20 protein-coding genes, 2 tRNA genes and 1 pseudogene are annotated in these 16,445 nt (G+C 69.1%); 11 read left to right on the forward strand and 12 right to left on the reverse strand.

The window, feature by feature from the left end; genetic code table 11:
* Positions 1-29: 29 nt before the first annotated feature.
* Positions 30-290: a hypothetical protein gene (locus KBX34_RS18360; protein ID WP_088950815.1), complete on the reverse strand. Its 261-nt coding sequence runs from the start codon at positions 288-290 to the stop codon at positions 30-32.
* A gap of 217 nt (positions 291-507) precedes the next feature.
* Between KBX34_RS18360 and KBX34_RS18365 the strand changes: the two genes are divergently transcribed.
* Positions 508-4,959 (forward strand): cation-translocating P-type ATPase, encoded by a 4,452-nt coding sequence (locus KBX34_RS18365; protein ID WP_210926012.1) that lies wholly within the window; start codon positions 508-510, stop codon positions 4,957-4,959.
* Positions 4,960-5,022: 63 nt separating this feature from the next.
* Positions 5,023-5,823 carry an MBL fold metallo-hydrolase gene (locus KBX34_RS18370; RefSeq protein ID WP_210925996.1) on the forward strand — a complete coding sequence of 267 codons (801 nt, stop codon included), beginning with the start codon at positions 5,023-5,025 and terminating at the stop codon, positions 5,821-5,823.
* Positions 5,824-5,948: 125 nt separating this feature from the next.
* Here the strand turns inward: KBX34_RS18370 and KBX34_RS18375 are convergent, their stop codons facing one another.
* From KBX34_RS18375 to KBX34_RS18385, 3 genes are all read right to left on the reverse strand, one after another.
* Positions 5,949-6,368, reverse strand: coding sequence for a CBS domain-containing protein (locus KBX34_RS18375; RefSeq protein WP_141911976.1), 420 nt, complete (start codon positions 6,366-6,368; stop codon positions 5,949-5,951).
* 116 nt (positions 6,369-6,484) lie between these two features.
* Positions 6,485-6,793 carry a hypothetical protein gene (locus KBX34_RS18380; protein WP_247671956.1) on the reverse strand — a complete coding sequence of 103 codons (309 nt, stop codon included), beginning with the start codon at positions 6,791-6,793 and terminating at the stop codon, positions 6,485-6,487.
* A gap of 63 nt (positions 6,794-6,856) precedes the next feature.
* Positions 6,857-7,231, reverse strand: a complete 375-nt coding sequence (locus tag KBX34_RS18385; protein ID WP_210791805.1) for a YciI family protein — start codon at positions 7,229-7,231, stop codon at positions 6,857-6,859.
* A 380-nt stretch (positions 7,232-7,611) separates the two neighbouring features.
* On the opposite strand from KBX34_RS18385, the gene KBX34_RS18390 reads away from it, so the two are divergent.
* The 5 genes from KBX34_RS18390 (at position 7,612) to KBX34_RS18410 (ending at position 11,338) form a co-directional block, all read left to right on the forward strand.
* A complete protein-coding gene (locus KBX34_RS18390; protein ID WP_099849508.1) occupies positions 7,612-9,111 on the forward strand; it encodes a SulP family inorganic anion transporter in 1,500 nt (499 codons plus the stop codon).
* Entirely contained in the window at positions 9,111-9,563 is a 453-nt protein-coding gene (locus KBX34_RS18395) for a MerR family transcriptional regulator (protein ID WP_210925998.1), read from the forward strand. The genes KBX34_RS18390 and KBX34_RS18395 overlap by 1 nt, the downstream gene beginning before the upstream one ends.
* Positions 9,564-9,618: 55 nt before the next feature.
* The gene (locus KBX34_RS18400; protein WP_210791799.1) at positions 9,619-10,104 is read left to right on the forward strand and encodes an ATP-binding protein; all 486 of its coding nucleotides are present in this window, start codon (positions 9,619-9,621) and stop codon (positions 10,102-10,104) included.
* 202 nt (positions 10,105-10,306) lie between these two features.
* Entirely contained in the window at positions 10,307-10,606 is a 300-nt protein-coding gene (locus KBX34_RS18405; protein WP_210926000.1) for a hypothetical protein, read from the forward strand.
* A 366-nt stretch (positions 10,607-10,972) separates the two neighbouring features.
* Entirely contained in the window at positions 10,973-11,338 is a 366-nt protein-coding gene (locus KBX34_RS18410; RefSeq protein ID WP_210926003.1) for a hypothetical protein, read from the forward strand.
* 109 nt (positions 11,339-11,447) lie between these two features.
* Here the strand turns inward: KBX34_RS18410 and KBX34_RS18415 are convergent, their stop codons facing one another.
* Entirely contained in the window at positions 11,448-11,834 is a 387-nt protein-coding gene (locus tag KBX34_RS18415) for a hypothetical protein (RefSeq protein WP_210791793.1), read from the reverse strand.
* Positions 11,835-11,930: 96 nt separating this feature from the next.
* Between KBX34_RS18415 and KBX34_RS34055 the strand changes: the two are divergent.
* Together KBX34_RS34055 and KBX34_RS33675 are read left to right on the forward strand one after the other, a co-directional pair.
* Positions 11,931-12,062 (forward strand): annotated as a pseudogene (locus KBX34_RS34055) (tyrosine-type recombinase/integrase); the annotation flags it as partial.
* Positions 12,063-12,190: 128 nt separating this feature from the next.
* Positions 12,191-12,367, forward strand: coding sequence for a DUF4259 domain-containing protein (locus KBX34_RS33675; protein WP_247667102.1), 177 nt, complete (start codon positions 12,191-12,193; stop codon positions 12,365-12,367).
* A 51-nt stretch (positions 12,368-12,418) separates the two neighbouring features.
* Here KBX34_RS33675 and KBX34_RS18425 read toward each other — a convergent pair whose 3' ends face one another.
* Complete coding sequence (locus KBX34_RS18425; RefSeq protein ID WP_210791791.1) at positions 12,419-12,640, reverse strand: hypothetical protein; 222 nt, start codon at positions 12,638-12,640, stop codon at positions 12,419-12,421.
* Between the two features lie 16 nt (positions 12,641-12,656).
* Complete coding sequence (locus KBX34_RS18430) at positions 12,657-13,115, reverse strand: hypothetical protein (RefSeq protein ID WP_210791790.1); 459 nt, start codon at positions 13,113-13,115, stop codon at positions 12,657-12,659.
* A gap of 158 nt (positions 13,116-13,273) precedes the next feature.
* Between KBX34_RS18430 and KBX34_RS18435 the strand changes: the two genes are divergently transcribed.
* Together KBX34_RS18435 and KBX34_RS34285 are read left to right on the forward strand one after the other, a co-directional pair.
* Positions 13,274-13,657 (forward strand): VOC family protein, encoded by a 384-nt coding sequence (locus tag KBX34_RS18435; protein ID WP_210791788.1) that lies wholly within the window; start codon positions 13,274-13,276, stop codon positions 13,655-13,657.
* Between the two features lie 463 nt (positions 13,658-14,120).
* Positions 14,121-14,588 carry a tyrosine-type recombinase/integrase gene (locus KBX34_RS34285; protein WP_307871425.1) on the forward strand — a complete coding sequence of 156 codons (468 nt, stop codon included), beginning with the start codon at positions 14,121-14,123 and terminating at the stop codon, positions 14,586-14,588.
* A gap of 209 nt (positions 14,589-14,797) precedes the next feature.
* Here the strand turns inward: KBX34_RS34285 and KBX34_RS18445 are convergent.
* The 5 genes from KBX34_RS18445 to KBX34_RS18465 form a co-directional block, all read right to left on the reverse strand.
* Positions 14,798-14,873: transfer RNA gene (locus KBX34_RS18445), tRNA-Ala, on the reverse strand.
* 42 nt (positions 14,874-14,915) lie between these two features.
* Positions 14,916-15,044, reverse strand: coding sequence for a DLW-39 family protein (locus tag KBX34_RS18450; RefSeq protein ID WP_007453934.1), 129 nt, complete (start codon positions 15,042-15,044; stop codon positions 14,916-14,918).
* Positions 15,045-15,087: 43 nt separating this feature from the next.
* Positions 15,088-15,161: transfer RNA gene (locus tag KBX34_RS18455), tRNA-Ile, on the reverse strand.
* A 150-nt stretch (positions 15,162-15,311) separates the two neighbouring features.
* Positions 15,312-16,226: a DUF3566 domain-containing protein gene (locus KBX34_RS18460; protein ID WP_088950811.1), complete on the reverse strand. Its 915-nt coding sequence runs from the start codon at positions 16,224-16,226 to the stop codon at positions 15,312-15,314.
* 4 nt (positions 16,227-16,230) lie between these two features.
* A partial coding sequence (locus KBX34_RS18465) for a DNA gyrase C-terminal beta-propeller domain-containing protein (RefSeq protein WP_210926005.1) occupies positions 16,231-16,445 on the reverse strand: 215 nt, incomplete at its 5' end.

The raw sequence follows: 16,445 nt of genomic DNA on the forward strand, positions 1-16,445 counted from the left end.
CATGTCAATCGCCGGTGACCCGGCTCTCGTCAGGCGTCCTGCAGCGCCCTCCCGACCCCGCGCGCCAGTCCGGAAAAATGCTGGTCTGCCAGCAGGTGACCGGCGGTGACCACCAGAGCGATCGGCCACTCGATGACCTGCAGCGCGGCGAGCACGCCGATCCCGGCGTAGTAGATGACCTTGTCGGGTGGCGGCAGGGCCACCTCGCCCAGCATCGGTAGGTCCATCCGCCGGCTGTACATCTGCACGTTCTCCTGCGAACCGTTGAGGTGTCGCGTCAGCATGCTCATTCCGGCCTCCCCGTGTCCGGTGATGGTCGTCGGATTCCACCGCCCAACACGTCCATGCTTCGGCGAGGGCGGAAAGTTCCACCACTCGAAGGGCATAACGGACGGCAGGTCGGGAAGCCAGGCCGCCGGACGTGAGGCGGTGGGAGGACGAGATGGCCAAGGTCAGGACCAGCAGCAACAGGGAGCCGGGCCGGCGCCCGTCCAGCCGTACGCCTCGATGACGGCAGCAGGCCGCGCTGCCGGCCGCATCCTGCCGTCCTTTGGCGTGCCGCACCTGGTCGGCGAGGCGTCCCGGACCGTCGGGTCGGCCGCGACCCGGCTGGCCCGGTCGGTCGGGCTCGCCCGGCGTCGGGTCTGGTCCCGTCCCGGTCGGCACCACATCGAGGTGCACGGCGTGTGCCAGGAGGGCGGCGACCAGCTTGCCCGGCAGGTGGAGGGCGCGCTGGAGCGGATGCCCGGGGTGGCCTGGGCCAGGGTGAACGCTCCATCCGGGCGGGTGGTGGTGGCCGTGCAGGCTCCCGAACCGGCTCTGGGTGACCTCATCGCCACGATCAGCCGGGTCGAGCGGACCTGCGACCACGAGCCCGACCCGGAGATTCCGCCCCCGCACCCTCCGGAGGAGGGCCCACACAACCCGCGCACCCTCGGCGCGCTCGCCTCGGACGCGCTGGGTCTGACCCTCTGGGCGGCCACCCGGATCCTGCCGTTCGCACCGTTGCCCGGTGAGGTGGCCGGCGTGCTGTCGGCTGTCGACCTGCAACCGAAGCTGCACGCGTTCCTCGGCAGGGCGTTGCGCTCCGACCCGCGCGCGGAGGTCCTCTTTCCACTGGCCGAGGCCGTCGTGCAGGGCCTGACCGGCCGTTGGACCGGCATCGTCCTCGACAGCGCCCAACGGCTGGTGGAGTGGGGCGAGGACCGGGCCCAGTTCTCCGCCTGGGAGAGGGCCGAACCGCGGTTGACCGGTGACCCCGAGCGTGCCGTCGCCCGATGGCCGATAGCCGACCGTCCCCGACCCAAGCCGCACGGCCCGGTCGAGCGGTACATCAACCGGGCCCTCGCCGCCGGTACGGCGGCCGGCGCGGCGGCGGTGCCCTTCGCCGGGCGCAAGCGGGCCGCCGCGCTGGGCCTGTCCGCCCTGCCGAAGGCGCCCGGCAGCGGACGCGAGGGGTACGGCGCCCAACTCGGCCGGATGCTGGCCCGGCGCGGGGTGATCGCGATGGACCGCAGTGTGCTGCGGGAGTTGGACCGGATCGACACGCTCGTGCTGGACGCCGCGGTGCTCGGCTCGGACCGGGGCGTACTGGCCGACCTGGCACCCGTGCCCGGTGCGGACGTCGACCAGGTGGCGGAGCGGGCCTTCGCGCTGTTCGACCCCGACGATCCGGCCGCCTCCCGGACGGCGGACGGCTGGCGTCTCGGGCCGCTGGACCAGATGCCCGCTCACGACCCCGGCAACGTCCCGGACGCAGATCGGCTGCGTTCGGCCGGCGGCCAACTGCTCGGTCTCGCCCACGGTGACCGACTCGCCGCCCTGTTGCGGGTCGAGCCGGAACCCGCACCCGGCGTCGACGGGCTGCCGGCCGCCGCCCGGCACGCCGGTCTGCGGCTGGTCGTGGCGGGCGGCGACGAGCAGCGGTACGGCTTCGCCGATGCGATGCTGCCCGGCGGGGTCCAGCTGGCCGAGTCGGTACGCGCGTTGCAGCGCGACGGCGCGATGGTGATGCTGGTTTCCGCTGACCGCAGGGCGCTCGGCGCGTCCGACTGCGGTCTCGGGTTCGCCCCGCCGGAGGACCTGCCGCCGTGGGGCGCGCACCTACTGGTCGGCGCCGACCTGCGGGTGGTGGCCCTGGTGATCGAGGCGACCGGCGTGGCTCGGCGCACGGCCCAGCAGAACATCCGGCTGGCCATGGCCGGCACCGGACTCGGGGCGCTGGGCGCGTTCACGGCACCGCCGACCGAGCTGCCCGGCCGGTCACTCGTCGCGGTGAACGGCGCGGCCGGACTGGCCTTCGCGAACGGGGTCTGGCAGGCCCGCCGGTTGCACGACCAGTCGGACACCCCGGCGCCGGTCACGACCCCCTGGCACCTGATGCCCGTCGGAACCGTGCTCGATCACCTGCACACCACGCCGGACGGTCTGGCCAGCGCGGATGCGCAGCGCCGGCATCACGGCACCGGCGCAAACGGCGATGCCGGACCGGGCAGCGGAGGGCTGCTGCGTGCCTTCGTGGACGAGTTGTCCAACCCGCTCACCCCGGTGCTGGTGGCCGGGGCGGTGCTCTCCGCGTCGTTCGGGTCGCTGGTCGACGCCGCGCTGGTGGGCAGCGTCGTCGGTGGGTCCGCCCTGATCGGCGCGGTGCACGAACGCAACACCGAACGGTCACTGGCCGAACTCCTGTCCCGTTCGGCGGTGACCGCACGGGTGCGTCGCGACGGCACCGAGCAGGTTCTCGCCGCCGAGGACCTGGTCCTCGGTGACGTCATCGCCCTTGAGCCGGGTGACTCGGTGCCCGCCGACTGTCGCGTCCTGGAGGCGGTGGGACTGGAGGCGGACGAATCGTCACTGACCGGTGAGTCGTTGCCGGTCGCCAAGTCCAACCGGCCGGTGGTGGCCGCCGCGATCGCCGACCGGCACTCCATGTTGTACGAGGGCACCACCGTCGCCGCCGGGCATGGCACTGCCGTGGTGGTGGCGACCGGGCCGGACACCGAATCCGGGCGCAGCCTCGCCCTGGTCAAGCAGGCCCCACCCGCCAGTGGGGTGGAAGCCCGGCTTGGCTCGTTGACCAGGGCGGCCATCCCGTTGGCCGCCGGTTCGGCGGTGGCGGTGGCCGGCGCGGGCCTGCTTCGGGGCGTACCCCTGGCCGAGACGGCGGCGACCGCCGCGAACCTCGCCGTGGCGTCCGTGCCGGAGGGGTTGCCGTTCCTGGTCAGTGCGGCGCAGCTGGCCGCCGCCCGGCGGCTGGCCGAGCACGGCGCCCTGGTTCGCAACCCGCGCACCATCGAGGCGCTGGGCCGGGTGGACGTGCTCTGCTTCGACAAGACCGGCACCCTCACCGAGGGCCAGTTGCTGCTCGCCGGGGTCGGCGACAGCACCGGTGACCGGTACGCGCCGGTGGACCGACTGGACGACCGACTCCAGTTGACGCTGGCTGCGGCGCTGCGGGCCACTCCCGCCGCGACGAAGCCGGAGGAGTTGGCGTTGCAGACCGACCGGGCCGTCTGGCGGGGCGCCGGCGAGGCTGGGGTGGTGGAGCAGACCGGTGCCCCCGGTTGGCAGGCCGCCGGTGGGCTGCCGTTCGAGCCGTCCCGCGGCTACCACGCGAGCGTCGGGGAGACCGACGGCAGACTGTTGTTGAGCGTCAAGGGCGCGCCGGAGACAGTGCTGCCGCGCTGTTCGGCCCGACGTACGGACGGCACTCAGGAGCCGCTGGACGATGCCGGCCGCGCGGAGTTGGAGCGGATGCTCGCCGACCGGGCCGGGGCGGGCAACCGGATCCTGGCGGTCGCCGAGTGCACAGTGAACGACCCGAAGGTGACCGACGCCAGTGTTCGCGGGCTGACCTTCGTGGGTTTCCTGGCCCTCGCGGACGGGGTTCGGGAGAGTGCCGCCCCGGCGGTACGCCGGATCCGGCAGGCCGGCGTGCACACCATCATGATCACCGGCGATCACCCCGCCACCGCCGAGGCGATCGCCGCCACCATCAGCGAGCACGACGAACAGCGGGTCGTCACCGCCGGCGAACTCGACCAACTGGACGACGACGCGCTCGCCGAGCGGTTGGCCAACACCGACGTGGTGGCCCGCTGCACCCCGGCACACAAGGTGCGGATCATCCAGGCGTTGCAGAAGTGCGGGCGAACCGTGGCGATGACCGGCGACGGCGCCAACGACGCCCCGGCGATCCGGCTGGCCGACGTCGGCATCGCCCTTGGCCAACGGGGCACCCCGGCCGCTCGCGCCGCAGCCGACCTGGTGGTCACCGACGACCGGTTGGAGACCATCATCGCGACCCTGATCGAGGGACGTGCGATGTGGTCGTCGGTGCGGCACGCCCTCAGCATCCTGGTCGGCGGCAACCTCGGCGAGATCGCGTTCAGTGTGCTCACCGCCGCAGCGACCGGCCGCTCCGCGCTCACCGGACGACAACTGCTGCTGGTCAACCTGCTCACCGACCTGGCGCCGGCTCTGGCCATCGCCGTCCGACCACCAGCGTCGGACCGCACCGACGCGCTGCTGCGGGAGGGCCCGGACACGGCGCTCGGCGAGAGCCTGACCCGGGAGATCGGCCTGCGGGCGGCAGCCACCACGCTGGGCGCGACCGCCGGCTGGACGTTGGCCCGCTACACCGGGCGCCGTCAGCGAGCCGGAACGGTCGCCCTGGTCTCCCTGGTCGGCACCCAGCTCGGCCAGACCATCCTGGCCGGCGGCACCAGCCCGGCCGTGCTGGCGTCCACGGCGGCGTCGCTGGGCGTGCTTGTCGTCGTGGTGCAGACGCCGGGGGTGAGCCAGTTCTTCGGCTGCACCCCGCTCGGCCCGGTCGGCTGGACCATCGGGGCCGGGTCGGCGCTCGGCGCCACCTTCGCCAACGGCGCGCTCACCAAGCTGATGGAACACGTGCCGCAGGCCCGACCGGACAGGAACGGCGCCAGCGGCTCCGAAGGCTGAGCACCGAACCAACCCGCATGCTCAGGGCTCGCCGGGGTACCGCAGCCGGAGGAGGTGGGCAGGATGGCGGAGCAACCACAGGTGACGTTCATCGGTACCGCGACGACGGTGCTGCGGATCGGCGGGTTCACCCTGTTGACCGACCCGAACTTTCTGCACCGGGGCCAACGGGCGTACCTGGGCAAGGGTTTGTGGTCGCGCCGACGCACGGACCCGGCGCTGCGCATCGCCCAGCTCCCGGAGCTGGACGCGGTGGTCCTCTCCCACCTGCACGGAGACCACTTCGACCGGGTGGCCCGCCGGGAACTGGACCGCGACCTGCCCATCGTCACGACTCCGGCGGCGGAACGCAGGCTGCGTCGCTGGGGCTTCCAGGCCGCCCAGGGCCTGCCGACCTGGTCGTCCCGGGAACTGCACCGCGACGGTACGACGCTGCGGCTGACCTCGATGCCCGGACAGCACGGACCGGGTGCTCTGGACCGGCTGATGCCCGATGTCATGGGCACGATGATCGACGTGGAGCGCTCCGGGCTGCGCGAGTTCCGGCTCTACGTCACCGGTGACACGCTCAACCGGCCGCTGCTCACCGCCATCCCCGAGCGCTACCCGGACATCGACGCGATGCTCATCCATCTCGGCGGCACCAAGGTCGCCGGGATCCTGCTCACCATGGACGCCCGGCAGGGCGCCGACCTGGTGGAACTGGTCCGCCCGAAGCTGACCGTGCCGATCCACTACGACGACTACCCGGTGTTCCGCTCGCCGCTGGCGCACTTCGTCGACGAGGCCCGCCGCCGCGGCTGGGTGAAGCAGGTACGCACCATCGCCCGCGGGGAGACCGCCCCGCTCACCCCGCCCTCCTGACCGCCTCCGTCGCGCTCTCCTCCTGACCGCCTCCGTCGCTCCGTCCTCCCGACCGCCGATCGGACAGAGCCCAGACACGGCGATCGCCGCCCACCCGGGGCGGCGATCGAGGAAGGGTGCGACGGTCAGCTGCGCTCGGAGATGGCCTCGATGAGGTCGCCCACCGGGCGTTCCGGCAGGGAACGGGCCACGTCGGCGACAGCCACGATGCCGACCAGCTCATGCCCGTCGATCACCGGCAGCCGGCGTACCTTGTGCTGGCCCATGGTCCGCAGGATCTCGGCCGCGTCGTCGTCCGCGCCGATGGTCACCGCCTCGCCCTGGGCCAGCTCACCGGCCGTCACGTTGGCCGGGTCGCGGCCCTCGGCCAGCACCTTCACCACGATGTCGCGGTCGGTCAGCATGCCCTTGAGCCGGTTGTCGTCGCCGCAGATCGGCAGTGAACCGACCCCCAGCTCCGCCATCTGCTTCGCGGCCGACTTCAGGTCGTCCTGCTCGCGGACACAGGTCACGTCGTTCGTCATGATCTCGCGTGCCGTAGGCATTGGTAAGACACCTCGCTTCCGGGGGGTTGTTGCCGTTTCTCCTACCCCGGTCCGGCACGGCCATGCCGCCCACCTTTGTCACCACGTGCCCGCGCCGTCACCGCGCGTCCCAGCCCTCACTGCTCTTCTGAACGGAACGGGTCCCGGGCCGGGCCCTGCTCGGTCCAGCAGAGGCCACCGCGAAACTCCACCCCCGGGATTCCTTCGACAAGGTGGCTGATGTCCACCAGGTCCGACACGGAGGCGGCGAGGTCCGATCGAAGCTCCTCGACCGCCGCCTCCAGGTCGTCCTCCTCTGTGGACCAGTCGATGTCGGCCGCACGTAGCTCGGCGACCGCCTGACGGGTGACCGCCGCCGGGTCGGTGACGATCACCTCGACCCGGCAGTAGATGTGCATGGTGAGGGGTGCCGACTGTTGATCCATGCACGGATCATGACAAGGGCGGCTCACACGTGGCAGGTCCCTTCGACCAGACCTCGTCGGGAGTCACCCCCGAATCGCGGCCTCACGGATCATGGCGTCCGTCTCGGGGTCGGGCATGAGCTCCCGGACGTCCTGGGCGCAGCGGCAGGCGGCGGCCATCTTCGCAGCCCACGCCAGCGCCTCCTCGCGCGTGGCCACGTCGACGACCGAGAACCCTCCGATGACCTCCCTGGTCTCCGGGTAGGGGCCATCGGTGACCGTCCCGTTGGTGGCCACGACGCTCGCCCGCTGCCTTTCGAGTCCGCCGCCGTACACCCACACGCCGGCGTTCACGGCCTCCTGGACCACCGTGTGCGAGGCCTTGCCCACGTCGGGCATCTCTTCGGCGGGGATGTGGTCCATCGCGCCGTCATTGAACGAGATCAGGTACTGCGTCATCCTCATGACCCCCTTGTCGCGGCGGCCTCCTCCGGCCACCTCTCGCCTGCTCTACGAACGACTCGCCTCGGATTCGACACTGTGCCAGAAGAATCTCGCGGGATCTGTCCGCTCCGCTCTCGCCGCTCGTCCGGCTTTCGCGTGAGCTGGGAGGTCTCAAATTGGACCCCTGGTGATGGTCACCACGCTTCCCCAACTCTCCCCTGACGGAAGGGTAGGTTCTGTGAGGGTCATCGAGGTGTGGCGGCAGCCCTCTCACCTCGTGGGCAGAGTGCCCTGAGCTCTGGAGCCACGCCCGACCGTTCTTGAACCGTCCGCCCCCACGAGGGACGGCTGCTGCTGTGCGCTTTCCCCGGGTGCGCCTGACTGGAAATGGCCGTATGTCCTCTGTGCTGTCCGCGACGCTCCGACCGCGTCTGTCCCGCCCGTCCTGGCTGTCGCCGAAGGTGTTCCGCACCGAGGTTCTCGCCGGCCTGGTGGTCGCGCTCGCGTTGATTCCCGAGGCGATTTCCTTCTCCATCCTGGCCGGCGTCGATCCCCGCGTCGGCCTGTTCGCCTCGTTCACCATGGCCGTGGTGATCGCATTCTGCGGCGGTCGACCGGCGATGATCTCCGCCGCGACCGGAGCGATCGCCCTGGTCGTCGCGCCCCTGGTGAAGGCACACGGCCTGGACTACCTCATCGCGGCAGTGATCCTCGGCGGCGCGATCCAGGTCCTGCTCGCGGTGCTCGGCGTGGCGAAGCTGATGCGGTTCATTCCCCGCAGTGTCATGGTCGGCTTCGTCAACGCCCTCGCCATCCTGATCTTCGCAGCGCAGATTCCTCATCTGATCGGCGTGCCGTGGCTGGTCTACCCGTTGGTGGCCGCCGCCCTGGCGATCATGGTCGGAATGCCCCGGCTCACCCGGGCGATCCCCGCGCCGCTGGTCGCGATCGTCGTGCTGACCGTCGTCACGGTGGTCGCCAGCGTGGCTGTACCAACCGTCGGCGACGAGGGCGCGCTGCCGGACAGCCTGCCCACCCTCGGTCTGCCGCAGATTCCCTGGACCCTCGACACTCTCGCCGTGCTCGCCCCCTACGCCCTCGGCGTGGCGTTGGTCGGGCTGATGGAGTCGCTGATGACCGCCAAGCTCGTCGACGACATCACCGACACCCACTCCAACAAGACCCGCGAGTCCTGGGGGCAAGGCGTCGCCAACATCGTCACCGGCTTCTTCGGTGGCATGGGCGGCTGCGCGATGATCGGTCAGACGATGATCAACGTAAAGGCGTCGGGCGCTCGCACCCGACTGTCGACCTTCCTGTCCGGCGTGTTCCTGCTCATCCTGGTCGTCGCGCTCGGTGACGTGGTCGCAGTCATCCCGATGGCCGCCCTGGTCGCCGTGATGATCATCGTGGCCGTGTCGACATTCGACTGGCACTCCGTGGCGCCGAAGACGCTCAAGCGGATGCCGTACGGGGAAACGATCGTCATGCTCGCCACCGTCGCCACCACCCTGGCCACCCACAACCTGGCCATCGGTGTAGTCGTCGGCGTGCTCACCGCCATGGTGATCTTCGCTCGCCGGGTCGCCCGCCTGGTCGAGGTCACCAGCGTGCTTGACCCGGACGGCACCACCCGGATCTACTCCGTGCATGGTGAGCTGTTCTTCGCCTCCAGCAACGATCTCGTCGGTCAGTTCGACTACGCGAACGACCCCGAGAACGTGGTGATCGACATGACCCACGCGCACGTGTGGGACGCCTCGTCAGTCGCCGCCCTGGACGCCATCACCACCAAGTACGCCACCCGGGGAAAGAACGTCGAGATCATCGAGCTGAACAAGCCCAGCGCCCGCATCCACGACACCCTCGCCGGCCAGCTCGGCGTCGGCCACTAATGACCGCCGCCGCCAGCCGCGGTGCTGGATCGGGACACGATTCCGGCCCGACCCCAGAACGCTTGATGCAGATCGGAGAGGCCGCCGAGCGGGTCGGGCTGAGTATCCGCACCATCCGCCACTACGAGGAAGCCGGCCTGATCGTCCCCTCCGCCCGCAGCGAGGGCGGCTTCCGCCTCTACACCGAGCCCGACCTCGACCGCCTCGCCGTCGTCAAGCGGATGAAGCCCCTCGGGTTCACCCTCGACGAGATGCGGGACCTCCTCGCCGTCTTCGACGCACTCGACACCGCCACCGGGGCCGAACGGGCCGAGCTGCTGGACCGGCTCGGCATGTTCCACAACGCCGCCACCACGCGGGTGACCGCACTTCATGACCAACTCGCCATGGCCGAGGAATTCGCCGGCACGCTACGCGACAAGCTCGACCATCACACCGACCCAACCACCTGAGTAACCTCTGGCGACCTCGGCTTGTGGCCTGTCAAGGCATCGATAGGGTGCCCACGTGGACCAGTCAAGACCGGTGGTGTTTCTCCTCGTGGGGCTACCGGGCTCAGGGAAATCGACCTACGCCCGGGCGCTGGAACTCACCGGGGTGGTTCGACTGTCGGTCGATGACGTTCTGCAGGCACGACACGGTCGACTTGGGAAGGACTACCCAGCCGAACGCCACGTCTCCCTGCTGGGTCCTGTCGTCGAAGAGGTGCGGCGGCAGCTCATCGAACTGATCCGGAGCGGCCGCTCGGTCGTTCTCGATCACGGCCTCGGGCAACGCCGCGAGCGCGACGACTACAAGCAGCTTGTCGAATCGCTCGGTGCTGACTGGCGTCTGCTGCACTTCCGCGTCGATCAGGCCGAACTGAGGCGGCGCCTCGCCATCCGAAATGAGGATGCCGCGTCCGGCATCATCACGCCTGAAACGCTGGATTGGATCGCAGCCGTCTCAGAGGAGCCACGTGGCGAGGGAGAAGAGATCGTCGCCGCGACCTAGCCGATCGAGCGGGTCACCGTCGTCGGGCTGCCTCTGCGATCGAGCGTGCAGGGCCAGGAGAGGAAGGAGTAACCACTCGCTGCACTCGGGATCGAGATCGATCTCGGATGTGCTGGTGGAGCCTCGCCTCCTTTGGTTTGGCATGCACGGTGCTGAGGTATCTCGATGTATCACCGCGCCGCAGGGAAGGGGTGGAATCCTCATGCCGAGGATCACCGTTCGTCGCGCCCTGGACGCTAGTGGCCTTCTACGCCGCATCAAGATCGAGATTGATGGGCACGTCGTGGCACGCCTGAAGCGTGGAGCCGTCCAGAGCGTCGACGTAGCGCCAGGCCAGCATGTGGTACGGGCTCATCTGGATTGGCAGAGCAGCGCGCCGGTCGAGGTGCACCTCGGCGAAACGAAGACGATTGCTTTGGAAGCGGCCATAGCGGAACGTTCGATGACGTTCACGGCGACGTTCCTACGGCCCGAGAGCGGGCTCGATCTACAGGTTGTATGACCGGCGCATTACGAGATCAAGATGGGCGACCGGGCGAGCTGCGACCGAGGGATTATGAGATCAAGGTGGGGCGGCCCGGCGAGCTGCCCAGATGCCTTCTAGCAGCGAAGATGCCTCTCGGCATCTCTCACCACGCCCCTGCTGTCCGCCGGCCTCCTGCGGACCATGTGCGGACTGCTCGCCCTTCCCTATGGCACGCCAGCAATGGCCTTGATAGCCATCTCCTCCGCCCGGTGCAACCGACGGATCTCTGCCCAGTCCTCCACGCTCAGCACCTCCCGATGCTTCCGGAGGGGTCAAGATTCAACCGGAACCACGGGGTCAGTTTTCACGCGGCGTCGACAGTCTCTGGCACAGTACGCGGTTGTGATCGACTGGCTGAGGATTCGTGCTGCTTTGGGCTGGACACTGTTGGGATACGCGGTGGCGGGTCTGGCCACTGCGCCCTTGGCGGCGGCGCCGATGCCCTCACATGCGGTGCCCTGCGAGAAGATCACCGAAGATCTGGCTTGGGCGGTATGGGTTTTCCGTGATGCTGTGTGGCTCTCCCTCGCCTTCTCGCTGCCCGTGGCCGCTCTGATGACGGCCGCGCTCGTTTGGCGACCCGGGATGTCCGCCAAGGGCGGGGCAGGCGTTGGCCTCGCCGTCGGCCTCATTCTGGCCGCAGTCAGCGTTGGCTATTCCATAGCGGCCGCTACATGCGGGTACGACATGCAACAGGTCAGCCCGTAACAACGCACACAGAGCTGACTCTGACCAACCTGCGATGCGCTGAAGGCGGATCTCCGAGGAGGGTCGGGTTCGGGGCGGAGCCCCGAGGTCTTCAAAGGACTTGAGACCGTCAGCGTGTCCGGCCGGCCCGGCCAATGCCGGCCGGAGGTCGCCAGCAAGCCGGGGCCGGGCCGGCGCGGCCCGCGCGGAAGATGACGACGGTTGCAGACGGACTACTCGGGTCGCTGATGTCGCAGGTTCCTCGGTGAGCGTCGGCCACTTGGTCGATGGCCTGCCCGAGAACGGTGGTGAGGTCCTGGCCGTCGTCGGCCGACAGCTGAGCGAGCAGTGCCCCGCCAAGTCGGCGGGTGTACCAAGCGACACCATGAGTGCAGGTCGACTTGTTTTCGGACAGGCCAGCGCCGTCGAGCAGAACAACGGCGTTCGGTACGGGGCCGGTGAAGTCTTCGTTGGGCTGGTCGGACTTGGCAGGGCTAGTTGCCATGGAGACCTGCATCAGGCTTGCTCCACTGGTAGAGCGGGGTTAGCAGCTCGACCTGAACGGCGCCGAGTAAGGCGGGCGATGAATGCCGGGAAACACGATGAGTGACCCTTGTCCGTCTGGCGGGGCACGGCCGGGCTGGACTGGCTGCACCTGCACGACCTGCGGCACGCCTTCGCCACGTTCATGCTCGACCAGGGCGAGGAGCTGCGGACGGTAATGGAGCCGCTTGGGCACTCCACGATCCGGATGACGGCCGATACCTCGGCCATCGCCGCAGCGGCCATCGTGGCGTCTCAGATGCCCGGCGGAGACCCGATAACCTCGCCGTACGCGCCGGACTTCCTGCTTGCTGGTGAGTCTCCCTTGACTTGGACGACGACCTGCCACAGCTGGCGGTTGAAGCACTTGACCGGGTCCTCGGCGACGACTCGGAGTGGCGGAGCCTATGGGGCGAGGCGGGAGCGAGTGAGTTCCCGCAGATCAACAAGCTCCGCGCAGTGCTGTCCGGTCCGCCCGAACTGCCAGGCCAGATCGCGATGCTTTAGGGACCGCGCGTTCCTGGGGCGGTGGTCTACCCGTCATTCCAAGTCATCGACTCAATCTATGCTGGGGTCCTCTTCGTCGGGCGACGTTGTGATCACCTGGTCCCACGCGTTGACAATGGCTGCGGCCTGCCGCTCGCTACAGGCCAAGCCGCTGAGCAGGACGTTGTTCTGATAGTCGAGGACCTCGAAGCGCCATCGATCGAGTCCCGGCCGGCGTTCCACTGTTGCCCAGAAGTGGCCGGAAAGATCGCTGGGGAACACCACGTCTGGCACGTACCGCTCCTCTGCCTCAAAGCCCATCTCCGCCGTGAGTCCGCACATCGTGGAACGCTCCGCCCGGACTCACAGTGGAGGTGGGGAGCCCCTCGGGCCGGTACCAGCTCTGGCGCTCCATCCACGCCTGGTGAGCGGCCTTGATCGCCGAAGCTCCTCCGCTGCTTTCGCGCTCCGTCAGGAAGCGATCCAACAGTCTGAACAGGGCGTCGCTTGCGGCACGGTTCTGAACGTGATCGAGCGGCAGGAGCGGTGAGTACTCCTCGGGAGTAGCGAGCCGTCTGGCGAGTGCCTGCCACATCAGGTTGTTACCGGCGTCGAACTGGATGACCAGCCACTCGCGCCACCCGTCTAACAGTGGAGCGTCAGCCATCCAGTAGCCCTGCAGGAACGCTGTGAACTGCCCAAACGAGCCGTCTAGCCCGAACATGCCCGGCCGCCGGTGGAGCTTGTCGAACAGCTCCCGATAGTTCATCGCCCCTCGTCCCGTGCCCTATTTCGACGCCGCGTGAAAACTTTCAGTCGGCGTTGACACACACCGCTTTCCGCTGGCGGTTGACCGCTTGCGGACTCGTTGCGGACTGAGCCCAAATGCCGTTGACCGTCAGCGAGCCTCAGCCTAACGTCCACTCGATGACGTATCAGTTCCATCACATCACGCTGCGCGTCAGCGACTTGGGACAGTCTCGCCGCTTCTACGAGGGAATCCTCGGGTTGCGGGTCGATCAGGATTTCCCGGCCGAGAAGCTGCGGTTCAGGCTGGGAGGCACCTCAACCAGCCTGGTGCTTCACCCAGCCTTGCCCGGCACGCCTTCGGGCGACCGCTTCACCGAGGCGCGCATAGGCCTGGACCACATCGCCATCGGCGTGCCCGTGGGTGAAGTCGCACGCGTCGCCGAGATGCTCACCGCAAATCAGGTTCCGAACAGTGGGGTGAAGGCGGACTCGAAGGGCCCGGCGATGGTCGTCTTCCGCGATCCGGACAACATTCAGTGGGAGCTGTTCGAGGAGCTGTAGTTCGTTGCGACCACGTCTGCATCGTGGGCTGAGCGGATGTCCCCGTCCAGGGAGGCTGGTAGCCCCTTGTGGTGCCCGGCGAGGTGATTCGCGGCGGCATCTCTGAGGAGGGCCGGGGTTCGGGGCAGCGCTGGATGAGTTCCTCGCCGGCGGATGAGGAGTTCGCGGCATGACGGGCCGGCGTCGGCGTTCTCACGGTGAGGGCTCGGTGTACAGCGTCCGGGCGTGTGGGCTGCGGTGGTCGACGTCGGTTGGATCGACGGGAAGCGGAAGCGGAAGTACGTCTACGCCAAGAGCGAGGCTGAGGCGGTCCGCAAGCGGGACGAGCTGCGGCGCCAACTTCAGCTCGGCGTCGACCTCTCCGCGCAGCCTCGGAACCTGGAAGCCTGGTTGACCGAGTGGCTGCGGGACGTGAAGGCGCACGACGGACCGGCCGTCAACGCTGGTGCGCCACCGCCTGGCCGTGAGCAAGCACCTCGTGTCGGGCCTGGGCCGGGTGAAGCTCGATCGGCTGACGCCTCGCGATGTGCACGCGGTGCTGCGCGTCGCCCTAGCCGACGCTGAGCGGATGGATTTGGTCCCGCGCAACGTCGCCAAGGCAGCCAAGGCAGCCAAGCCTCCGGCCCTCGGCAGAGCCGAGCGGCGCGCTATGGCCCCCGAGGAAGCCAAAACGCTGCTGTCGGTGTTGACCGAGGACCGGTTGGAGTCGGTGTTCGTCCTGGCGCTGGCGACCGCGCTGCGGCGGACTGAACTGCTGGGCCTGCGGTGGTCGGATGTCGACCTGCCGGGAAGGGCGCCGTTCGTTCGGCAGACGCTCCAGCGGACGGAGTACGGGTTGGTGTTCGTGCCACCGAAGACGCACCGGTCGGCCCGTCCGCTGCCGCTGTCGGCTCTGGCCGTCCGGGCATTGGAGGCACAGCGTGTGCGCTAGGCCAAGGAACGGCTCGTCGCCGGGGAGGTGTGGTCAGATCATGGAGCTGCTCGGGCATTCCGCGATCCGGATGACGGCCGACACCTACGGCCACGTTCTGCCGGCGGGGGCGCGTAAGGCTGCCTCAGCCATTGACCGGATTCTCGGCCAGGAGGAGACGCGTGACCGGCTTGGCTGTCCTCGGCACCGAGATCAACCGAGGAAAGTGCTGGTGGAGCCCAGGGGACTCGAACCCCTAACCCCTGCCTTGCAAAGGCAGTGCTCTGCCAGTTGAGCTAGGGCCCCGTGAGTGGCCGTGGCGTCGATCGCTCGTCGCCGGGCCGGACGTCAGCGCAGGTCGGGTGCGGTGGTCGCCTCGTGCCACAGGGCACGCTCGTCGTTGGCGGCCTTGACCTTGTTGAAGACGACGGCAGCCACGCCGACGACGCCGGCCAGGATCAGCAGCTTCTTGAACATGGGGCGACCCCTCGCGCTCGACTAGCGTCGGACGACAATGCGGTGGGGCTAGATGGAATCGAACCATCGACCTCAGAGTTATCAGCTCTGCGCTCTAACCGACTGAGCTATAGCCCCGCGTTGCGACGAGCAAGATTAACCCATCCACTCTGCCGGCCCCAAATCGGGGTCCGACCCTGCGAGCCGGGCCGTCGTCGCCTGCAAAACCTACCCGAGTACGGGACGCCGGAGCGACCGCATTCCGCGGTGCCCCGGCGTCCCGGTCACTCAGTCGCGCTCGGCGAGGGTCAGCTCGATCCCGCCGACCAGGTCGGCGCAGACGTTGTAGACGAACGCTCCCAGCGTGGCCAGCGCGGTGAACAGCACCACGTTGACCAGGCCGATGAGCGCCGAGCTGAGGATCACGCCCTTGGCGGTGATCTGGAACCCGCTGGTGCTCTCTCCACCACCGGCGTTGACCAGGTCACTCAGGCTGTCGTTGACGCTCTGGAACACACCCATCGCGTCCAACGCCAGGTACAGCACCGAGGTGGCGACCACCACGACGATGAAGAGCACCACCGAGACGGCGAACGCGAACTTCATCACCGACCACGGGTCGATCCGCTTCAGGTTCAGCCGGGCCCGGCGCGGTCCGCGGGAAGCGGCCGAGCTGACCGAGGTACGCGCCGCGCGTACCGCATCGCCAACGCGGGCTGCCCCGACGGCGGACGCGTTGCCGATGCCGGGCGGCAGGCCACCGCCGCTGGCCGGGCGGCCGGCAGCGGCCGTACGCGACGCGTCCGACTGCGGCTGGGTCATGCCCGGTGTGATCCGCGGCTGGGTGCCGGTGGACCCGGCAGACGCCGCCTGGCCTGGCCGGACGTTGATCGGCTGGGTTGTCGCCGGACGGGCCGAGGGTGGCGCCGCCGCACCCGAAGGTGTGGCGGCTGCCGACGTCGGTGCCTCGGCACCGGACGTCTTCTCGGTCTTGTCGGCGGCCCCAGCGTCCTCACCGGCCGGCTCCGGCGGGGGTGTCATGCCCGGAGCCCTCGTGAATTTCGGGGCAGGCGCATCGGCGGGGACCGTAGCCCGGCCCACGGCCGCGCGGCCGGTCGCTGGTGTGCCGCCCTTGGCGGCCTCCTCGTCGACCGGGTTGGCCGAGGTCCCCGTGTTCCCCGACTTCGCCTGTGTCTCCGTCATTCAACTAGTCCTGTTCGTCAGGCTCGTCGGCATTGCGAGCAATCGCCACGATAGTCACGCCGTCCGGGAGGTCCATCAGCTTGACCCCCATTGTGTTCCGGTCACGCGTACGGCGTACAGGCTTCACCGGAGTCCGAATGACACCACCATTGCTGGTGATCGCGAACAGCTCGTCGTCCGGATCGATCACCACCGCGCCGACCAGGCCACCGCGCCGCT

Origin of the sequence: Micromonospora sp. M61 (genome assembly GCF_018070245.1) — a bacterium.
Lineage (GTDB): Bacteria > Actinomycetota > Actinomycetes > Mycobacteriales > Micromonosporaceae > Micromonospora > Micromonospora zamorensis.

What these genes read in the sequence shown, in the direction of transcription:
- KBX34_RS18360 (WP_088950815.1), bottom strand. Translation starts at nt 290, where the DNA reads ATGAGCATGCTGACGCGACACCTCAACGGTTCGCAGGAGAACGTGCAG.
- KBX34_RS18365 (WP_210926012.1), top strand. Translation starts at nt 508, where the DNA reads ATGACGGCAGCAGGCCGCGCTGCCGGCCGCATCCTGCCGTCCTTTGGC.
- KBX34_RS18370 (WP_210925996.1), top strand. Translation starts at nt 5,023, where the DNA reads ATGGCGGAGCAACCACAGGTGACGTTCATCGGTACCGCGACGACGGTG.
- KBX34_RS18375 (WP_141911976.1), bottom strand. Translation starts at nt 6,368, where the DNA reads ATGCCTACGGCACGCGAGATCATGACGAACGACGTGACCTGTGTCCGC.
- KBX34_RS18380 (WP_247671956.1), bottom strand. Translation starts at nt 6,793, where the DNA reads ATGGATCAACAGTCGGCACCCCTCACCATGCACATCTACTGCCGGGTC.
- KBX34_RS18385 (WP_210791805.1), bottom strand. Translation starts at nt 7,231, where the DNA reads ATGACGCAGTACCTGATCTCGTTCAATGACGGCGCGATGGACCACATC.
- KBX34_RS18390 (WP_099849508.1), top strand. Translation starts at nt 7,612, where the DNA reads ATGTCCTCTGTGCTGTCCGCGACGCTCCGACCGCGTCTGTCCCGCCCG.
- KBX34_RS18395 (WP_210925998.1), top strand. Translation starts at nt 9,111, where the DNA reads ATGACCGCCGCCGCCAGCCGCGGTGCTGGATCGGGACACGATTCCGGC.
- KBX34_RS18405 (WP_210926000.1), top strand. Translation starts at nt 10,307, where the DNA reads ATGCCGAGGATCACCGTTCGTCGCGCCCTGGACGCTAGTGGCCTTCTA.
- KBX34_RS18415 (WP_210791793.1), bottom strand. Translation starts at nt 11,834, where the DNA reads ATGCAGGTCTCCATGGCAACTAGCCCTGCCAAGTCCGACCAGCCCAAC.
- KBX34_RS18430 (WP_210791790.1), bottom strand. Translation starts at nt 13,115, where the DNA reads ATGAACTATCGGGAGCTGTTCGACAAGCTCCACCGGCGGCCGGGCATG.
- KBX34_RS18435 (WP_210791788.1), top strand. Translation starts at nt 13,274, where the DNA reads ATGACGTATCAGTTCCATCACATCACGCTGCGCGTCAGCGACTTGGGA.
- KBX34_RS18450 (WP_007453934.1), bottom strand. Translation starts at nt 15,044, where the DNA reads ATGTTCAAGAAGCTGCTGATCCTGGCCGGCGTCGTCGGCGTGGCTGCC.
- KBX34_RS18460 (WP_088950811.1), bottom strand. Translation starts at nt 16,226, where the DNA reads ATGACGGAGACACAGGCGAAGTCGGGGAACACGGGGACCTCGGCCAAC.